Here is a 19,311-nt window from a genome sequence, read left to right on the forward strand (position 1 = left end):
GCTCCCCGCCTCGCGTGTCGTGACGATCGCGCGCAACGCTCCTCCGCAGTGAGGCGGGATGCGCAGACAACCGCGATTTCTGGAAATACGCAGCATGTTTCTACCCGAAGTTCAAGGTGGCCATGGACCTTGCGGGACGCTGTCCGGAACGTCGGCTGGAGCCCAAATTCCGGACCGATGCACCGCTGGGCCCAAGACGGCTTGCTACACAGGATGGCCAGAGGGCGGCTGGTCAACGGTTAGCATCCACGATGATCTTAGCAAGCAACCACACTCCGAGACCAATGATCAGGATCGGAGCCAGTGGCCAAGGCAAGTTGAGAAGCGCCCAAAGCCCCCCTGCGAAGCACACGACCCCGCAAGCGACCCAGAAGCCTTCGATCCTGATGTCCATCTGCCAGCGGGCATACTCCGCCGCGAGGATGAGGATGCCAACACCCATGAGAAACCATTCCCAGGGCACCGGCACCAGCATGGCGATGCCGACCCATATGAAGAACACGGCCCAGGCAACGGCGTCGATCTGCCCGGCGATTTCGGTGGACGATCCGCGATTGAACGCTGGCTGGCTGTTCATGCCTTTCTCCATTTCGTCGTTCGAAGGAACGAGCAACCGAAGACCTAGAGCTTGGGTTGCATGGACCGGATCATGGCCTGCGCTGGAACAAGGGCGGCAACTCTCCCCGACCCGGGGGGCGCAAGCGACCGATAGGCGGAGCTACTCCGACCACAGGATGTCGAAGCGGTTGAAGCCAATTGACTTCGTTACGAACTTGGGGGTCTTGCCGGACAGGCCTGCCAACGCGCCCGACGTGAACTTGATGAGGGCCTTGCCGGACCCGGCTAAGCCAACTGCCCTTCCGTCCTTCATCTCGATCGTTGCGGTTCCTTCCTGCATTTGGGTTAGGGCGAGACCCCCGGGCGTCCTGTGGACGCCGCCGACGAGGACCAGCTTTCCAGTTGGACCATCTCCGATCAAACTGAGCACAGAACACGTCACCATTGTAACTAATCGCTTGATCATGGAGTGTCCTACTGCGAAGTTGCGCGACCTTGATCTCAATACGAGCCCGCCCATTGACCGAGATCAACAGGGCAATCATGTGCGTCGGATGCGCACTCTCTAAGCTGGAAGGCGATGGGCCGCCCCCGGACCGCGCCGCCCGGGTCAATCCATCAACAATGAGGCCCGGTCAAGTCAGGCAAGCAGACGCATTTGGACCTCGGTCGACAAGTCGGGAAAGGGCACGTGCCGACATCGGCGGGGTGACCTTAATCTCTCATGCCATCAGAAACCTTGCACGACTTGAGACCGCGAAACCAGCCTTCGATCTCCTCGGACTTCATAGGATCTTTGTGAGCGCCCACTGAAGGGTGAGACGACACGGCATTCGTACACCCGACACACACCGGCGACTCAAAGGCGCACCAATTCTCTGCGGGGGATTTAGATGAATGCCTGAAGCAGTTAAGCCAAGGTGGCTCGGATGCGCCCATATGTCTGTCACTCCACGTAACAGGCTGCGACCGGAAATCTACAGTTTTTCGTGCGAGCGACCGCTGTTGTGGGCTGCTTGCAAGCCATGGCATGCGCGGCAGTCAGGACAAGATTCCTGCACCTTCTCGATGGCGCGGCGACATAGATCGACCGGCTTCTCTTGGCCGTCAGCCGCCGAGGCCAAGATCTTCTCGGCGAGGCATGCCATCAAGGAAGGTGTCCGCTTTGCTTCGGGTATCGTTCTTGCAGCGTCCGCCAGAACACCCCGCAATGCGGCGCGAGGATACGTTTGCGACCACTCGCTCTGCGTCAGCGCCATCAGTTCCCCCACAGACAGACAACTCACACTACTTACAAACGAAAATCGGCTGTTGAGCTTTGCTCGGCGCCTCGCGTTCGAAAATTGGGCCGTCGAATGTGACATTCGACGGCCCAATTCGTTCGGTGTCACTGGTGAACGATCCAGGGGCGGTCACACCGAGGAGACGAAAGTATAATTAGGTCATTGAAAGCCGGACATCTTGGCTATCTCGACTTAGGTATCTCGATGCGCTTCGCGGAGGCGGGTAGTTTCCCCATTTCATTCTCGATCAGCCGGAGCAATATGCGGCTCTTATGCGGATCCGTCTCCTCTCGCAGGAGCGCTTTGTAGTGAACCAGGTTCTGGTTGACGATGAAGCTTTCCAAGTCAGTCATTCGAGCCTCGCCTTCCCACGCATCATTTATAAGGTATGCGGTGCGCGAGGCAGAACCATTTTCAGTGCCCAAATCCTGCAGACATTGCTCAATGCGCGCCGGGGGGCGTCCCCAACCGCCCTTGGCGTGCTCAATCTCGGTAGTCCGCATTGGGGCGCAAGCCGCTGCTTGGCGTTGGACTGCGGTAGATCGGCTCTGGCCTGAAGAACGGACATCGCGTTCGGGGCCGGGCGGCGCCTTGGGCCAGACGGAACCCGACAAGCGCTGCTCCATCGCCCTCCAGGGTCCCTCGCATTGTCCGATGTCAATGCTGCCGGGACCAGAGGATTAAGCTCCCGACCCGAAAGTCGTGCCGAGAGGAGGCCGCCATGTTGTTTCGTCCGTGTGGTTGATGACTCGATCGCCGTCGTTGTCGAGACGCCACCTGCTTTGCGCCGGCGGCGCGGGCTTTGTGTCCGCGATGGTGGGCACGCTGGTCGGGAGCGGGCGGAGCGCAAGGGCTCAGGCACTCGGCGGAGCCGTGCCGCAGGTCGATCGCTTGAAGGTTCGCATGGTCAGCGACATCATTGTCCGTCGCTTCGGGATATCGCAAAAGCTCGGTGACCTCTCGATCGCGCGCATGCAGGGCAATGAAACACCGGATGCGCCGCCCCGCGCCACCCTGGTCGGGGAATCGGGCCTCTCGATGCACGCTGAATCCCAGCGTGACAATGAGGTCCGCAATATCCTCGTCGATTTCGGATACAATCCGGTCACGCCGCTGACCAACATGGAGATCCTGAAGATCCAGCCCGAGGAGTTCGACGCGCTCGTCCTCAGCCATGGCCATTACGATCACTTCGGCGGCATGGTGGGGTTTCTCTCCGCGACAAAGGGCAAGCTCAAGAAGGATCTGCCCTTCTTTGTCGGCGGTGAGGACTGTTTCTGCACGCGGACCGTCGGGAATGGTGGTCAGTTCGGGGCGCTCGATCGCCAGGCCATCAAGGAGTCGAACCTCATCCTGATGATGGCGGACGGGCCGGCCGTCGTTGCCGATCATGCGTTCACGACGGGCAAGATCGCGCAAAGCAGCTTTGAAAAGCCGCTCAGTCCCAGTCGCGAGAAGGTCGGCATCGCCAATGGATTCGGCTGCTTCCCGGACAAGGTCTCGCCGGCGAAAAACGCCGGCGAGTTCGTCGTGGACGACTTCGAGCACGAGATCGGGACCAATTTCCTGCTGAAGGGAAAAGGTCTGGTGATTCTGACCTCGTGCAGCCATCGTGGCGTCATCAACACCATCAGGCAGGCCCAGCGCGCATCGGGAGTTGACAAGGTTCACGCGGTGATTGGTGGCTTCCACCTCGTGCCGCCGCTCGACGATGCCTACTTCAAGCAGGTCATCGCGGAGTTGAAGGACATCAACCCTGATTACCTCATGCCGGCCCATTGTACGGGCGAGCCGTTCTACGACATGGTCCGGCGCGAAATGCCGGGGAAAGTGTTCCAGTCGAACGTCGGAACGCTCTATACGTTTACGACCTAGGTGGTTGCCCCACCTTCGCGACGGGCTGACCATCGGGACCATGCGCCGCGTGCAGCGGCCGCCCAAGAAATAAGCTGAGGCGTCGGCGAGGGCGGCTGCCCGGCAATCGAGCAGCTTCAGGTCCTTTTCTCAAGTCATTGAAACGGTTGTCTCTTCCAAATCCGCGGCAAGCGCGAGCCGATTGTACACAATGGCACAGCGCTTGCTTCGTTACTTGCGAGCCATTCTCGCGGGGAGGCAATGGTCGCCATGGCGGACTCAATTGCATCGGGTGGAGTGAGCATCGCCGCCGAGCCCGAGCCGATCGCGCTCGACTGGGACCAGACGGCGCTGCTCATCATCGACATGCAGCGCGACTTCATGGAGCCGGGCGGTTTTGGCGAGACGCTGGGCAACGACGTCTCGCAGCTCGCGCGCGCCGTGACGCCGATCGCGAACGTCCTGGGGGCGGCGCGCAAGATGGGCATGCTCGTCATTCACACCCGCGAGGGCCACAAGCCGGATCTGTCCGATGCGCCGCCGGCCAAGGTCGAGCGCGGCGCGCCATCCCTTCGCATCGGTGATCCCGGCCCGATGGGGCGCATCCTGATCCGCGGCGAGGCCGGGCACGACATCATTCCCGCGCTCTATCCCGTCGACGGCGAGGTCGTGATCGACAAGCCGGGCAAGGGCGCATTCTACGCCACCGAACTCGGTGAGGTGCTGAAGCATCACGGCATCGAAAACCTGCTGGTGTGCGGCGTCACCACCGAGGTCTGCGTCAACACCACCGTGCGCGAGGCCAATGACCGCGGCTATCGCTGCGTCGTCATCTCCGACGGCTGCGCGTCCTACTTCCCGGAATTCCACGAGATAGGCCTGAAGATGATCAAGGCCCAGGGCGGCATCTTCGGCTGGGTCGCTGACTCCGCCGCGGTTCTGAAGGCGATGAACTGAGAGATGAGCCGAGAGACGAGTTGAGACGGATGAGTTCGACGATGTAGGCGCTGACAGCAACAGGGGAGCAAGGCGATGAGCGGAAGCGGGACGGCAAGCGCGGTCAAGGCGGATTTCAAGCCGGTGCTGTGGACACCCGGCGATTGGAACGCATTCTTCGGTTTCGGCACCAACATCCTCGTCAACATGCTCGTGCTCACCGGGCTCTTGCGCTTCGTGCTGAAGATGCCGGACAGCCTGGTGTTCGGTCGCATCCTGCCGGCGCTCGGCCTGATGATGTGCCTGTCGACGTTCTACTACGCGTTCCTCGCCTACCGCCTCGCGCAGAGGACCGGACGCAGCGACGTCTGTGCGCTACCCTCGGGGGTCAGCGTGCCGCACATGTTCATCGTCACCTTCGTGATCATGCTGCCGATCACCTTGAAGACCGGCGATCCGCTGAAGGGCTGGTCGGCCGGCCTGGTCTGGGTGTTCTTTCAGAGCTTCATCCTGATGATCGGCGGCTTCGTCGCGCCCTACATCCGCAAGATCACGCCGCGCGCCGCGCTGCTCGGCACGCTCGCCGGCGTCTCCGTCACCTTCATCTCGATGCGCCCGGCGCTCGAGATGTACATGACGCCGCAGATCGGCCTGGTGTGCTTCGCGATCATTCTGGTGAGCTGGTTTGGCGGCGTGAAATATCCCAAGGGGCTGCCGGCCGGGCTCGTCGCCATCGCGGTCGGCATGGTCATCGCCTGGGGCTCGAACCTGTTCGGCCTCGGTCTCGGCGGCCTCAGCGTCAAGGGCGTCGGCGATGCCTTTGCGAGCTTCGGCTTCTCGGTGCCGCTGCCGGCGTTCGGCACGGTGTTCTCAGGCTTCGAATATCTCGGCGTTATCCTGGTCACCGCGATCCCGTTCGGTATCTACGACCTCGTCGAGGCCATGGACAACGTCGAGAGCGCGGAAGCCGCGGGCGACGAATATCCGACCACGCGCGTGCTGACCGCCGACGGCATCGTCAGCCTGATCGGCTGCATGATGGGCAATCCTTTCATCAATGCGGTCTATATCGGCCATCCCGGCTGGAAGGCGATGGGCGGCCGCATCGGCTACTCCGCGGCGACCGGGCTGATGGTGATCGTGCTGTCCTGGCTCGGCATCATCTCGGTGCTGCTGGCACTGGTGCCGGTGGTCGCGATCTCGCCGATCCTGCTCTACATCGGCATGCTGATCGGTGCGCAGGCGTTCCAGACCACGCCGGTCAAGCATGCGCCCGCGATCGTGCTCGCCTTCACGCCGCATCTCGCCGCCTGGGCCAAGCTGCAGATCGACACCATGCTGGCCTCGACCGTGACGGCGGCGCAGACCGTGGGCGGCCTCGCCGCCGACAAGGTCGATGCGGTCAAGACCGCTGCGATCGCCGCGCTGCCGCAGCAGGGCGTGCTCTATCATGGGTTGGAGGTGATGGGCGGCGGCTCGATTCTCGCCGGGCTCGTGCTCGGCGCGATCGGCGTGTTCGTGATCGAGCGCGACTTCACCAAGGCGGCGGCGTTCGCGCTCGCCGGTGCCGTCATGACCTATTTCGGCTTCATGCACGGTGAAGCGGTCGGCATCGGCGGCGGCCTCGGCGTGACGCCCGCGGTGGCGCTGGCCTATGTCGTGGTCGCCGGCGGATTGTTCGCGCTGGGCCGGCTCGGCATGTCCGAGAGCTACGTTCCGCATGCGGAGATGCAGGCGGCGCCCGCGGAGTAGTCCGATGACGTCACGACCACCGTCATTCCGGGATCGATCGTCAACGCGCAGCCGCTTTGCGCCTTCGCGTTGCCGATCGCCCCGGAATGACGGTGGAACGCCGGCAGGGCGAACAGCGACGCATCCGGGTCGGTCCGATGCGTCCCTGCGCATGCGGATCGGTGAAGGAGAGGCGGGGCATCGCGGCTCCGTTGCCCCATCAATCCGATCTTGGTTGGTTGCGTCGTGGTTTGGTTCGACGCACTCATGGCCGCACCGCCGGCGCGTCCATCGGCATGCCACGCGCGCGCGACATCAGGTAGAGCTCGAGCGCGATCATGTCGGGCGCGTCGAAGTCGAAGGCTTGCGCGCGGATGCCGGTCATGCAGCCGCGGAGGCGGCGCTGCAGCGAGCCCATGCCTTGCCATTCCAGCCGGTAGATCGGATAGCCCGTCGGCTGTCCCTGCGTGATCGCGGAGCCGGCAAGATGCTTGCTCCAATTGTCATCGTGACAATTGGAGCAGGCGAGGTTGAGCTGGCCCTGCCGCTGCATGAACAGCTCGCGCCCGCGCGCAACTGACGGCTCCAGCCGCGGATCGTCGCCGGCGGTGATCGGCATGCCGCGCGATTGCCGGGCGATCAGCGCTGTCAGAGCCAGCAGCTCGCGGCTCTCAGGGGCGAACGGTTCAGCTTCCTGATGCTGCCTGCGGCAGAGATTGACGCGCTGGCCGAGATCGACCGAAGCAGCGCTGGCGGCATTGAAGGCCGGATAGCGCGCGGCGACGCCCTTCATGCTGACGTCGACCTCGCCATGGCAATCGTTGCAGGACTTGTTCGCCGTGCCCGCCTTCGTCGTCCACAGCGTCTCACCATCGAGCACCGACAGCATCGCGGGATTGGCGGTGTCGTCGTCCTGCATCGCCCTGGTGTCGGACGACATGAAGTCATAGCCGGAGCGGCGCGCGGATTCCGCAATCTCACCCGCGACGACAGGCAACGCTGCGCCCAGCAAAGCTGTGACCGCGAGAAGCGCGCTCCGCATCATTCGACCGTGATCGTCGCCGAGGCGCTGGCAACGAAGCCGTTGTCGCCGATCCATTCGAACTCGAAGCGGCCGCTCTCGCGCGCGGTGGTGAAGAACGACAGGAACGGATTGGCGGCGATGGCGGGAAACAGATCGGCCCGAAAGATCTCGGTGCCGTTGAAGCGGCAGGTGAAGCTGGTGATGATGTCGCGCGGGATGGCTTCGCCTGCGGCCGTATGGCGATAGCCCGGCTCCATGACGTGGCTCATCAGCGTCTTGATCTCGATGACGGCGCCGCGCTTGGCCTTGGCGGGAACGTTGACGAGGGCGGCAGGCATCACGGCATCTCCTCGGTGCAGGCGGCGAGCGTCACGATGACATCGACGCTCGCCGACCAGAACGAGCCGTCGGACAGTCTTGCGATCGCCACGACCTTCTGGGTATCGGCGAGCCGGATGCGGGTCGTCACCTGGGCGCGGCCGGCGCTCGCTGTCAGGTGAAAGTTGGCGACGTTGGGCTGCGGATTCTTCTCGTTGAAGACGTGGATGCTCTTGACGTAGCTGTTAGGCGTCATCGGATGATCGACGCTGACGGTCATCGGCACGGTGTTGCCGTTCTCGACCAGCGGCGGGATGTCGAGCCGGACCTTGCCGACCGTCACATTGGCCTCGCCGACGAGATTGCGGATCGCCGACGCGAGCATCGCCGGCGTCGCCTGCGCAGGCCGGACCGTGATCAGCGGCAGCGCGCCGGCGGCGGTCAGCGTTCCCGCCAGTTGCAGCAGGTGGCGGCGCGAGATGTGGGACGATTCGAACATGCCAATCATATGGGCTCACTCGCGCAAGGTCGCGAGATAGGCGACGATGTCTTCGATCTGCTCCGCCGACAGGATCGGCTTGTCGCGCCAGGCGGAACCGACGCGCGTCAGCCCATCCACGCGGTAGTAGGACGGCATGATCGTTTCCGGATTGAGCCTGGAGGCATCGACCAGCCGCAGGCGGAGCTGCGGGACCGTCGAACGGCTGCCGGCCCCGGCAAGGCTGGGCGCGAGATCGCCCTGGAAGCGCACCTCCGCAAACGGGCCGGAGTGACAGAGGATGCAGGTCGAACTGCGTGCGAGGACGAGCGCGCGGCCGCGCTCGGCGTTGCCGGACTGGCCGGTGAGGGAGGAGGCGATGCCGTCGCCGGTGATCGTAGTGGGCGCGAGTGCCTGCGCCGTGATAGCGGCGGGCAGGGCGGCGACGATCGCGGCGATCAGAACGCTAGCCGAAGGCATCATGGGTCAGCGCCTTGAACCAGGCCGTCGCCGCGTCGGCCTCACGCGCGCGCGTCTCGCGCGGGGCGTCGACCGGGCTGCTCCGGCCGCCCTCGACCTCGGCGAAGATGTCTCCCTTGGGCTGATAAACGCCTGCCAGCGAGAACGCGTAGTCCGGCGCGACGATGCTGTAACAGATGCCGGTCAGCGGCGGCGGCTCCGACGGCCGTCCCGTCAGATCGCGCACGATCACGGCCGCACACGCCTTGCCCTGCGCCTGCGCGGCGCCGGCCGATTTCGGGATGCCGCCGCCGAGACAGGCGTCGCCGATGACGTGGACATCCGGGACGAGCTTTGAGGCGAAGGTCGCGGCATCGATCGGACACCAGCCGGTGCGGTCGGCCGCGCCGGCGAGCGAGGCAATGCGGCCGGCCTTCTGCGGCGGGATGATGTTGGTCACATCGGGATTGTAGTTGCCGAACTCGGTGACGACGGAGCGCGTGGCAACGTCGACGCCGGTGACGCGGCCGCCCTGCGACAGCGGGATACGCTCGATCATTCCGGCATAGAGCTGCTGCCACGCCTGCTCGAACAGCTTCTGCTGCGAGAAGCTGTCCTTGGCATCGAGGATCAGCACCTTCGACTTCGGTTTGTGCGTTTTCAGGTAATGCGCGATCAGGCTGGCGCGCTCGTAAGGCGCCGGCGGGCAGCGCGACGGATTGGCCGGCACCGCGATGGCGACGGTGCCGCCATCCGGCATCGCCTCGATCTGCTTCCGCAGCAGCAGCGTCTGCTCGCCGGCCTTGTAGGCGTGCGGCATCGCTTCTGATGCAGCTTCGTCGTAGCCCTGCAGGGCCGTGAAATCGAGATCGATGCCGGGCGCCAGCACGAGCCGGTCATAGGCCAACGTGGTGCCGTCGGCGAACGTGACCTTGTGGGCCGGCGCATCGATCGCCGTGGCCGTCTGCAGCACGACGCTCACGCCTTCGGCTGCGATCTTGTCATAGCCGAACTGCTGGGCACTGATATCGCGCAGGCCGGCGATGACCTCGTTGCTGAGCGGACACGCCGTGAAGGTCTTGTTGGCCTCGACCAGGGTGACGTCGAGCTTCGCATCCGCCTGGCGCAGCGCGCGGGCGCAACTGGCGCCGCCGAAGCCGCCGCCGATCACGACCACGCGCGCCATCGCTTGTGCGCGCAGCACGGCAGGGGCGGCGATCATGGCAACGCTTGCCGCGATCAGGCCGCCGACCTCTCTGCGCGTGCGCTGCCGGGACATCGTCATCATCTTGCAATAGCACGGCGGCGGCCATTGTTCCCAACGGCTGCCGCCACGTGGGTCATGCGAAGGTGATGTTCTGGGCGCGCAGCGGCACCGAGCGGATGCGCTTGCCGGTGGCAGCGAAATACGCGTTCAGCACGGCGGGCGCGGCGACGCCGATGGTCGGCTCGCCGACGCCGCCCCAGAAGCCGCCGCTCGGGATCATGATCGCTTCCACCTTCGGCATCTCGCTGATCCGCATCGAGTTGTAGCTGTCGAAGTTGGTCTGCTCGATGCGGCCGTCCTTGACCGTGCAGCCGCCGTAGAACAGCGCCGACAGGCCGTAGACGAACGAGCCCGCGATCTGCCGCTCCACCTGCGCCGGATTGACCACGTAGCCGGGATCGGTCGAGGCGACGATGCGGTGGATCTTGATCTTGGTGCCGTCGATCACGGAGATCTCGGCGGCGCCCGCGACATAGCTGCCATAGCCATGGAGCTGCGCCAGCCCGCGATGAACGCCGTCCGGCGCCGGCGTGTCCCAGCCGATCTTCTCGGCCACGGCGTTCAGCACCGCGAGGTGCTTGGGATGATCGGCCATCAGCTTGCGGCGGAATTCCAGCGGATCCTGGCCGGCCGCATTGGCGAGCTCATCCATGAAGCATTCGAGATAGATCGCGTTCTGGTTCACGTTGACGCCGCGCCAGAAGCCCGGATTGATGTGCGGGTTGCGCATCGCGTGTTCGATCAGGAGGTTCGGCACGGAGTAGCCGATCGTGGCTTCGCCCGATGGCGCGAGCCCCTGGAAGGTCGCGGGGTCTTTGCCGTTGACCAGCGCGTCGGGCCGCAGGCTGAACAGGATCGACTGGCCGGAGATGCGCATGTGCAGCGCGGTCAGATTGTTGTCGGCGTCGAAGCCGCCGGTCAGCTTGCACTGCGTGATCGGGTGATAGCGGCCATGCGTCATGTCCTCCTCGCGCGACCACAGCAGCTTGACCGGCGTGCCCGGCATCTCCTTGGCGATCTTCACCGCCTGGCGGACATAGTCGGTCTGGCCGCGCCGGCCGAAGCCGCCGCCGAGAATCAACTTGTGCACCTCGCACTTGTCCGCCGGAAGCCCTGAGGCTTCCAGCACCGCGGCGAACGCCGCCTCGCCGTTCTGCGTGCCGCACCACACCTCGCAGCGATCGGCCGTGTAGAGCGCGGTCGCGTTCATCGGCTCCATCGTGGCGTGGTTCTGGTAGGGATAGTCGTAGACCGCCTCGACCTTCTTCACCGCGTTCGCCAGCGCGGCCTTGGCATCGCCGTTCTCGTTGCCGACGAAGGCCGGCCCGGAGTCCAATCCTTCCGCGAGCCATTTGGCGATCGACGCCGAGGAGACCTTGGTGTTCTCTCCTTCCTCCCACACGATCGGCAGCGCATCGAGCGCCGTCTTCGCGTGCCACCAGGTGTCGGCGACCACGGCCACGGCGGTGCCGTCGATCGCCACCACCTTCTTGACGCCCTTCATGCCGGCGATCTTGGCCTCGTCATAGCTCTTCAGCTTGCCGCCGGTGACCGGACAGTCCTTGATCGCGGCGTTGAGCATGTTCGGCAGCTTCATATCGGCGCCGTAGATCATCGCGCCGGTGACCTTGTCGGCGGTGTCGAGCCGTCTCACGCCCTTGCCGATCAGGGTCCAGTCCTTCGGATCCTTCAGCTTGACGTCGGCAGGCGGCGTCAGCTTCGCGGCGGCTTCCGCCACCTTGCCGTAGGTCGTCGTGCGGCCCGAGGCCTTGTGGGTGATGACGCTGTTGGCGGCGGTGCATTCGGCCACCGGAACCTTCCATTCGTCGGCGGCCGCCTGGATCAGCATCATGCGCGCGGCGGCGCCGCCCTTGCGGACGTAGTCCTGCGAAGAGCGGATGCCGCGGCTGCCGCCGGTGGAGAAATCGCCCCACACGCGCTTGCGGGCGACGTTCTGGCCGGGCGTCGGATATTCGGTCGTCACCTTGCTCCAGTCGCAGGCAAGTTCTTCCGCGACGAGCTGAGCGAGACCGGTGAGCGAGCCCTGGCCCATCTCCGAGCGGGCGATGCGGATCACCACGGTGTCGTCGGGCCGGACTACGACCCAGGCATTGACCTCGGGCGAGCCATCCGCGGCGCGCACGATTTGCGGGCCGCCGAACGGGATGTCGAGGCCGAGCGCGAGGCCACCGCCGAGCGCGGCGGTGCCGATGACGAAGGACCGGCGGTTGAGGCGCGGCGTCACATGCTGGTTCATGCCGTCCTCCTCAGGCGTTGGCAGCGGCGTGGATCGCCTCGCGCACCTGCGCGAAGGTTCCACAGCGGCAGATGTTGGTGATGGCGTCGTTGATGTCCTGGTCGCTCGGCTTCGGATTGTCCTTGAGCAGCGCGACGACGGCCATGATCATGCCGCTCTGGCAGTAGCCGCATTGGGGAACGTCGTTCTCCAGCCACGCCTGTTGCACCTTGTGCAGGCCGCCGTCGCTGGCGAGTCCCTCGATGGTCGTGATCTGCTTGCCCTGGGCCTCGGAGACGGTGACGCCGCAGGAACGCACGGCGGTGCCGTCGAGATGCACGGTGCAGGCGCCGCATTGTGCGATGCCGCAGCCATATTTGGTGCCGGTCAGTCCGGCGTTCTCGCGGATCGCCCACAGCAGCGGCGTGTCGGGCTCGACGTCCAGAGCATAGGATTGTCCGTTGATCGTCAGGTTTGCCATCGCAGATCCCTTTCGTTCAACTCGCCAGTTGAACAGAGGGCGGCAATGTGGCGCGAACGTTTGCATCCTTCAAATCAAGAATATGCGTTTGCCGCGCGGGAAGATTTGTGATGAGCCGGGGTTGTAGTTGCTTCGGCTCATGGGCCGCGCGGCGGAGCTACGGCAAGCCGCAGGAAGCTCATCACGCTGCCCAGCGCGGCGAAACCTGCGCCGAGGGCCAAGGCAAGGGTGGCACCTTCGCGCCCCGCAAGGCTGAAGCACAGGGCGGCCAGCGCCGCGCCCGTGGTCTGGCCGGTCAATCGGGCCGTTGCGACGATGCCGCTGGCGCCGCCGCTGCGATGGGGCGGGGCGCTCGACATGATGGCCTTCATGTTCGGCGCCTGGAAGAAGCCGAACCCGATGCCGCAGATCAGCATGCGCCAGACGATGTTCGCGATGCTCGGGTTCTCCGGCAGCATGGCCAGCAGCGCCATGCCGGATCCGAGCATCACCAGGCCGATGCCGCCGAGCAGGCCGGCGGGAAAGCGGTCCGACAGCCGGCCGGCGATCGGCGCCATGATCGTCACGGCGAGCGGCCAGGGCGTCATGAAGAACCCGGTCTCGACCTGCGAGCGTTGGAGAATGTCCTCGAAGTAGAACGGCAGCGACACGAAGCCGAGGCCCTGGACCGAGAAGGAGCATACGGCGGTCGCCGCCGAGAGCGCGAACACGCCGCGGCGGAACAGGTCGATCGGCAGCATCGGCGCGGGATGATCGGCCTGGCGGCGGGCCAGGATGACGCCGAGCACGAGCGCTGCGACCAGCTCGGCCACCACCATGGCCGGCGTCGCGCCATGCGCGGCGCTGCCGATGCCGGTGATGAACAGGCCGAGGCAGAGCGCAGCGAGCCCGGCGCCGAGGAAGTCGAAGCCGTGGTCGGCGCGCGGCGTGCGCGGCAGCATCTTCAGGCCGATGGCAATCGCGATCAGGCCGAACGGCAGGTTGATCGCGAACAGCCAAGGCCACGAGCCGAGCGAGAGAATGGCGGAGGCGATGGTCGGTCCGAAGGTGAAGGAGATGCCGACGACGAGCGCGTTGTGGCCGAGACCGCGGCCGAGCATCTTGCCGGGATAGACGTAGCGCACCAGCGCGGTGTTGACGCTCATGATGCCGCTGGCGCCCAGGCCCTGCAACGCGCGGGCGACGACCAGGGTCGGTAGCGACCACGCCAGCGCGCAGCCGACCGAGGCCAGCGTGAACAGCAGGAGGCCGCCGAGATAGATGCGCTGATGGCCGACGATCTCGCCGAGCGCGCCGAGCGGCAATAGCGTCGCCACCAACGCGATCTGGTAGATGTTGACCACCCAGACCACCTCGGCCGGGGAGACGTGGAGATCGGCCGAGATCGACGGCAGCGCGATGTTGGCGATGGCGACGTCGAGCGAGGCCATCGACAGCGCCGTGAAGATCGCGGCGATCGCCCAGGGCCGCTTGCCAGGCGGCAGGCCGTCGGCCGTGCCGTTGCCGGCGAGCTTCGAAGCGTGGTGGCGGTTGGACATGGAGACCTTTGGGGACCTTCGGCTCGCGGGGCGCGTCCGGATCAGCATGTACACTCGAACAGACGGGCGCCCCAGCCGTCGCGGGCGCATGGCGGTATGCGCCCGGTCGCAAGGAACGGGTTGAAGCCGGCTACACGCCCGGCCGCGCCAACCGCTCGATCGTCTGGTTGTGCCGCGTCAACAGCTCGCAGGCGTGGCCGATCTGGCGGGCGCGCAGGGCCTGCAGGATCAGGCGGTGATCCTGGTTGGTGCGCGGACGCCAGCCGGCATTGCGCGCCATCGCCAGCACCAGCCGCGAATTCGCGAGGCGTAGTCCGTCGAGGCTCGCCAGCAGCCGCGGCATCGCGCAGGGCGTGACCAGCGCGCGGTGGAAGGCGCGGTTCGCTGTCTCGAACTCCTGAATGGTCTCGGCATTGTCGGCTTCGATCAGCGCGAGCTCGATCGCGGCGAGATGCGTCGGCGTATAGCGCGGCGCGGCATTGCGCAGCGCGATCACCTCGAGCGCTGTGCGCATCTCGACGATCTCCCTGGTCGACTTCGCATCCAGCGGCGCCACCCGCACGCCGCGTCGCGGTGCCGCGACCACCAGATAGAGCGCTTCGAGCTGCCGAAATGCCTCGCGCACCGGCACGTGGCTGGAGTTGAACTCGCGCGCGACGTGGTCCTGCCGCAACGGCGCGTCGGGCGGCAGCGCACCGCTGACGATGCGATCGGTGATGGCTTCGGCGATCCGCTGAGCGGTGGTGAGATTCTCGTCCGGCATAGTCATAGATTATCTATCGAAAAAACCAATGCAGCGGAAGCTCTCGTCCGATACGGTGCTCAAATACAGAGAAATCATAGATAATATCTATTATAATCTATAATTTGGTGTGGAGCGAGCATGATAGATCGAAGCGGTGCGGGCCCTGATCGAATGGTGGTTGGCAATGCCATCCGTCATGACTGGACCAGAGACGAGGCCGAGGCGCTCTACCGCCTGCCATTTCCGGACCTGATGTTCCTGGCGCAGTCGGCGCATCGTCGGCAGTTCGATCCCACCCGCGTCGAGACGGCGAGCCTGCTCAGCATCAAGACCGGCGGCTGCCCGGAGGATTGCGGCTACTGCTCGCAGAGCGCGCACTACGACACCGGGCTCAAGGCGACGAAGCTGCTGGATCGCGACGAGGTGGTCGCCACCGCGCGGCGTGCCAAGGCAGCGGGAGCCGAGCGCTTCTGCATGGCCGCGGCCTGGCGCAGTCCGAAGGACCGTGACCTCGATCAGGTCTGCGACATGGTCAGCGCAGTGAAGGGTCTCGGCATGGAGACCTGCGTCACGCTGGGCATGCTGACCCCGCCGCAGGCGGAGCGGCTCAAAGCGGCCGGGCTCGACTTCTACAATCACAATGTCGACACCTCGCCCGAATTCTACGACCGCATCATCACCACGCGCACGCTGCAGGACCGCATCGACACGCTCGCGCATGTGCGCCAGGCCGGCATCAAGGTGTGCTGCGGCGGCATCATCGGCATGGGCGAGGAGGTCGACGACCGTCTCGGCATGCTGGTGTTGCTGGCCAATCTCGATGAGCATCCCGACAGCGTACCGATCAACATGTGGAACGAGGTGAAGGGCGTGCCGGTCAACGACACGGCCGCGCGCCCCGATCCGATTGCGCTCGTGCGATTGATCGCGGTCGCGCGGATCCTGATGCCGGCCAGCGTGGTGCGGCTGTCCGCGGGCCGGCAATATATGAGCGACGAGCTGCAGAGCCTGTGCCTGCTCGCCGGCGCCAATTCCATCTTCATCGGCGACGTGCTGCTGACCACGGCCAATCCGCAAGCCGACCGCGACGCCGATCTGCTCGCGCGTCTCGGCATGACCTCGTCGCTGTCGGCGCGCCCGGCCGTGCCGGCCGCCGCCAGAGAGAGCGCGGACGCGCCGTCCCCAGCCTGATTCGAGCCTGATCGCGATCTCGGGGCGACCGCGCCCACGGAACTGCCTTGTCGTGCCCGGTCCACGCCTGCGGCTGACCGAAACAGAGCGGAGCCATGTCCATGCCGTCCGACAGATTGGCGATCTATTCCGACGGTCTGCAGAGACTCGCGGCCGATGACCGGTTGCGGCGCCTCAGTCCACGGGCCGGTCTCGATTTCTCCTCCAACGACTATCTCGGTCTCGCACAGGCTCCGCGGATGAAGCGCGCGGTCGCCGCGGCCATGGAGGCCGGCACGCCGGTCGGTGCCGGCGGCTCGCGCCTGCTGCGGGGCAATTGCGAGGAGCACGAACGGCTCGAGGCGGAAGCGGCGCGCTTCTTCGGTGCCGAGAGCGCGCTGTTCTTCGGCTCCGGCTACATGGCGAACTTCGCCGTGCTCACCACGCTGCCGCAGCGCGACGACCTGCTGGTGCTGGATGCGCTGGTTCATGCCAGCACCCATGAAGGCGCGCGCGCCGGCCGTGCCGAGACGTGCCAGTTCAGCCACAACAACGCCCAGTCGGCCGAGGACGCGATCCTGATCTGGCGCAGGGGCGGCGGGGTGGGCCGGCCCTGGATCATCGTCGAAAGCCTCTACAGCATGGATGGCGATCTCGCGCCGCTGGCGGATTTGATCGCGATCGCCGAGCGCCACGATGCCTTTCTGCTGATCGACGAGGCCCATGCGACCGGGGTCCATGGCGCGCAGGGCCGCGGTCTTGCCGCAGCCTACGAGGGACGCGAGAGCATCGTGACCGTTCACACCTGCGGCAAGGCGTTGGGCGTCGCCGGCGCGCTGGTCACCGCAAGCCGCGTGCTGTGCGACACGCTGATCAATCGCTGCCGCCCCTTCGTCTTCAGCACGGCGCCGTCGCCGCTGATGGCGGTGGCGGTGATGGAAGCGCTTGCGATCCTGCGCGAAGAGCCGGAGCGGCAGCGGAGGCTGGCGCAGCTCGTCGCCTTCGCCCATGGCGCGATCGCCGCGCGCTTCGGTGAAAGCTGGTCGCCGTCGCAGATCATTCCCTGCATCGTCGGTAACAATGCGCGCGCGATGAACCTGGCTGCAGCGCTGCAGGCGCGGGGCTTCGACGTCCGCGGCATCCGCCCGCCGACGGTGCCGCCGGGCACGGCGCGGCTCAGGCTGTCGCTGACCTTGAATATCGACGAGGCGGCCATCGCGGCGCTGCTCGATGCGCTCTCCGACGAGATCGGAGGGCTGCGGCCATGACGCTGCGCATCGTGGTCACCGGGACCGACACCGGGATCGGCAAGACGGTGTTCGCCGCCGGCCTCACGGCGCTGCTCGGTGCCTGCTATTGGAAGCCGGTCCAGGCCGGCCTTGCCGAGGAGACGGATGCCCGCCGTGTCCAGCGGCTCGCCGAACTCGCCGACGACCGCGTGTTGCCTGAAGCCTATCGGCTGGCCGAGCCGGCCTCGCCGCATCGCGCGGCGCGCCTCGCAGGCATCAGCATCGATCCGCTCCGCCTCCGTCCTCCGCAGGCCGTCGGCCAGCCTGTCGTGATCGAGGGGGCCGGCGGGGTCATGGTGCCGCTCGATTCCGGAACGCTCTATCTCGATGTCTTCGCGCGCTGGCAGCTCCCGGTCGTGCTCTGCGCGCGCACCAGTCTCGGCACGATCAATCACTCGCTGCTGTCGCTGGCGGCGCTGCGCAGTCGCGGCATCGACGTGCTCGGCATCGCCTTCATCGGCGACGGCCACGACGACAACGAAGATACGATCTGCCGGTTCGGCGAGGTGAGGCGCCTCGGCCGGTTGCCCTGGGTCACGCCGCTGACGGCGCGATCGCTGCAGCACGTGTTCGGTACTCAATTCCAGCGCACGGATTTCGAAGGATGACGCGCAACGCAGCCTCGCCGATCTGGCATCCCTTCACGCAGCATGCCCTCCAGCCCGAGATGACACCGGTCGTGCGCGGCGAGGGCGCCTATCTCTTCACCGCCGACGGCAGGCGGATCATCGATGCGATCGCGTCGTGGTGGGTGGTCACGCACGGCCATTGCCATCCGCATATCGTGCGCGCGATCCAGGATCAGGCCGAGCGGCTGGATCAGGTCATCTTCGCCGGTCATACCCATGAGCCGGCCGAGCAGGTTGCCGCCGGGCTGCTCGCGCTGGTGCCGCCGAGCCTCACGCACGTGTTCTTCTCCGACAGCGGCGCCACCAGCGTCGAGGTCGCGCTGAAGATGGCGCTCGGCTATTTCAGGAACATCGGCGAGTCGCGCACGCGCATCGTGGTAATGCAGCATTCCTATCACGGCGACACCATCGGCGCGATGTCGGTCGGCGCGCGCGGCGTGTTCAATGCGGCCTATGAGCCGCTGCTGTTCGACGTCGCCGTCGTCCCGTTTCCAGCGCAAGGCAGGGAACAGGCGACTCTGGATGCGCTCTCTACATTTTGCGAGAAGGACCGGCCGGCCGCCTTCATCGTCGAGCCCTTGGTGCTCGGCGCCGGCGGCATGCTGATGTATCCGGCCGCGGTGCTGCGCGAGATGCACCGGATCTGCAAGGCGTTCGGCGTGCTATTCATCGCCGACGAGGTGATGACCGGCTGGGGCCGCACCGGCACGTTGTTCGCCTGCGAGCAGGCGGACATCGCCCCCGATATCGCCTGCTACGCTAAAGGACTGACTGGAGGCGCGATGCCGCTTGCGGTTACGCTGTGCAGTCCCGCCATCTTCGAGGCGCACTATTCGACCGACCGCGCCTGCACGTTCTTTCACTCCAGCTCCTACACCGCCAATCCGATCGCCTGCGCGGCGGCGAGCGCCAATCTCGAACTGTTGCGGCAGCCGCAGACGCGCGCCCGGATCGCCGCCGTCGCGGCCGCGCAGGAGCGCTGCCTCGACCGCTTGCGTTACGACGAGCGATTTGCCGACCTGCGGCGCTGTGGCACCATCACCGCGCTCGATCTCCACGCCGACGAGCCCGGCTACCTCGCCGAGGTCGGCCCCAAGCTGCAAGCCTTCTTTCGCGACCGCGACGTCCTGCTGCGTCCGCTTGGCCACACGATCTACGTCATGCCGCCTTACTGCGTCACCGCCGGGGATGTCGAGACGGTCTATGCCGCCATCGACGAGGCCGTCGATCACGTGCTCTGAGGGGCTGTTCTGCGGACCGCGATTTGCGCTCCGCGATCCCGCGCACTAGCATCGTGCCAACGTCGTTGCGGAGG

18 protein-coding genes are annotated in these 19,311 nt (G+C 65.7%); 7 read left to right on the forward strand and 11 right to left on the reverse strand.

Going from position 1 to position 19,311, the window contains the following annotated elements; genetic code table 11:
• Positions 1 to 232 precede the first annotated feature (232 nt).
• Both QX070_RS11205 and QX070_RS11210 read right to left on the reverse strand, forming a co-directional pair.
• Positions 233 to 577, reverse strand: a complete 345-nt coding sequence (locus QX070_RS11205) for a hypothetical protein (RefSeq protein ID WP_315737124.1) — start codon at positions 575 to 577, stop codon at positions 233 to 235.
• 141 nt (positions 578 to 718) lie between these two features.
• A complete protein-coding gene (locus tag QX070_RS11210; RefSeq protein ID WP_315737125.1) occupies positions 719 to 1,024 on the reverse strand; it encodes a hypothetical protein in 306 nt (101 codons plus the stop codon).
• Between the two features lie 1,579 nt (positions 1,025 to 2,603).
• Between QX070_RS11210 and QX070_RS11215 the strand changes: the two genes are divergently transcribed.
• The 3 genes from QX070_RS11215 to QX070_RS11225 all read left to right on the forward strand — a co-directional run bounded on the left by QX070_RS11215 (position 2,604) and on the right by QX070_RS11225 (position 6,383).
• Positions 2,604 to 3,716 (forward strand): MBL fold metallo-hydrolase, encoded by a 1,113-nt coding sequence (locus tag QX070_RS11215; RefSeq protein WP_315737126.1) that lies wholly within the window; start codon positions 2,604 to 2,606, stop codon positions 3,714 to 3,716.
• A 249-nt stretch (positions 3,717 to 3,965) separates the two neighbouring features.
• A complete protein-coding gene (locus tag QX070_RS11220; protein ID WP_315737127.1) occupies positions 3,966 to 4,652 on the forward strand; it encodes an isochorismatase family cysteine hydrolase in 687 nt (228 codons plus the stop codon).
• Positions 4,653 to 4,727: 75 nt separating this feature from the next.
• On the forward strand, positions 4,728 to 6,383 hold the full coding sequence (locus QX070_RS11225; protein WP_315737128.1) for a regulator: 1,656 nt from the start codon (positions 4,728 to 4,730) through the stop codon (positions 6,381 to 6,383).
• A gap of 244 nt (positions 6,384 to 6,627) precedes the next feature.
• Here QX070_RS11225 and soxA read toward each other — a convergent pair whose 3' ends face one another.
• From soxA to QX070_RS11270, 9 genes are all read right to left on the reverse strand, one after another.
• On the reverse strand, positions 6,628 to 7,404 hold the full coding sequence (gene soxA / locus QX070_RS11230; protein ID WP_315737702.1) for a sulfur oxidation c-type cytochrome SoxA: 777 nt from the start codon (positions 7,402 to 7,404) through the stop codon (positions 6,628 to 6,630).
• A complete protein-coding gene (soxZ, locus tag QX070_RS11235) occupies positions 7,404 to 7,724 on the reverse strand; it encodes a thiosulfate oxidation carrier complex protein SoxZ (RefSeq protein WP_315737129.1) in 321 nt (106 codons plus the stop codon). Before soxZ ends, soxA begins: the two co-directional genes overlap by 1 nt.
• Positions 7,724 to 8,203 (reverse strand): SoxY-related AACIE arm protein, encoded by a 480-nt coding sequence (locus QX070_RS11240; RefSeq protein WP_409997772.1) that lies wholly within the window; start codon positions 8,201 to 8,203, stop codon positions 7,724 to 7,726. The genes soxZ and QX070_RS11240 overlap by 1 nt, the downstream gene beginning before the upstream one ends.
• 15 nt (positions 8,204 to 8,218) lie before the next feature.
• Complete coding sequence (soxX, locus tag QX070_RS11245; protein ID WP_409998886.1) at positions 8,219 to 8,662, reverse strand: sulfur oxidation c-type cytochrome SoxX; 444 nt, start codon at positions 8,660 to 8,662, stop codon at positions 8,219 to 8,221.
• Entirely contained in the window at positions 8,649 to 9,926 is a 1,278-nt protein-coding gene (locus QX070_RS11250; protein WP_315737703.1) for an NAD(P)/FAD-dependent oxidoreductase, read from the reverse strand. Before QX070_RS11250 ends, soxX begins: the two co-directional genes overlap by 14 nt.
• A gap of 55 nt (positions 9,927 to 9,981) precedes the next feature.
• Positions 9,982 to 12,165 carry a xanthine dehydrogenase family protein molybdopterin-binding subunit gene (locus QX070_RS11255; RefSeq protein ID WP_315737132.1) on the reverse strand — a complete coding sequence of 728 codons (2,184 nt, stop codon included), beginning with the start codon at positions 12,163 to 12,165 and terminating at the stop codon, positions 9,982 to 9,984.
• Between the two features lie 10 nt (positions 12,166 to 12,175).
• A complete protein-coding gene (locus tag QX070_RS11260) occupies positions 12,176 to 12,625 on the reverse strand; it encodes a (2Fe-2S)-binding protein (protein ID WP_315737133.1) in 450 nt (149 codons plus the stop codon).
• 137 nt (positions 12,626 to 12,762) lie between these two features.
• Positions 12,763 to 14,163 carry an MFS transporter gene (locus QX070_RS11265; RefSeq protein WP_315737134.1) on the reverse strand — a complete coding sequence of 467 codons (1,401 nt, stop codon included), beginning with the start codon at positions 14,161 to 14,163 and terminating at the stop codon, positions 12,763 to 12,765.
• A 130-nt stretch (positions 14,164 to 14,293) separates the two neighbouring features.
• A complete protein-coding gene (locus tag QX070_RS11270) occupies positions 14,294 to 14,926 on the reverse strand; it encodes a GntR family transcriptional regulator (RefSeq protein WP_315737704.1) in 633 nt (210 codons plus the stop codon).
• Between the two features lie 120 nt (positions 14,927 to 15,046).
• On the opposite strand from QX070_RS11270, the gene bioB reads away from it, so the two are divergent.
• The 4 genes from bioB to QX070_RS11290 all read left to right on the forward strand — a co-directional run bounded on the left by bioB (position 15,047) and on the right by QX070_RS11290 (position 19,237).
• Positions 15,047 to 16,099, forward strand: a complete 1,053-nt coding sequence (gene bioB / locus QX070_RS11275; protein WP_315737135.1) for a biotin synthase BioB — start codon at positions 15,047 to 15,049, stop codon at positions 16,097 to 16,099.
• A gap of 101 nt (positions 16,100 to 16,200) precedes the next feature.
• Positions 16,201 to 17,346 carry an 8-amino-7-oxononanoate synthase gene (locus tag QX070_RS11280; RefSeq protein WP_315737705.1) on the forward strand — a complete coding sequence of 382 codons (1,146 nt, stop codon included), beginning with the start codon at positions 16,201 to 16,203 and terminating at the stop codon, positions 17,344 to 17,346.
• Positions 17,343 to 17,975, forward strand: a complete 633-nt coding sequence (gene bioD / locus QX070_RS11285; RefSeq protein ID WP_315737136.1) for a dethiobiotin synthase — start codon at positions 17,343 to 17,345, stop codon at positions 17,973 to 17,975. Before QX070_RS11280 ends, bioD begins: the two co-directional genes overlap by 4 nt.
• Positions 17,972 to 19,237, forward strand: a complete 1,266-nt coding sequence (locus tag QX070_RS11290) for an adenosylmethionine--8-amino-7-oxononanoate transaminase (protein WP_315737137.1) — start codon at positions 17,972 to 17,974, stop codon at positions 19,235 to 19,237. The genes bioD and QX070_RS11290 overlap by 4 nt, the downstream gene beginning before the upstream one ends.
• Positions 19,238 to 19,311 lie beyond the last annotated feature (74 nt).

The sequence above is a fragment of the Bradyrhizobium sp. SZCCHNR1093 genome (assembly GCF_032381175.1).
In the GTDB taxonomy this organism is placed as follows: Bacteria; Pseudomonadota; Alphaproteobacteria; order Rhizobiales; family Xanthobacteraceae; genus Bradyrhizobium.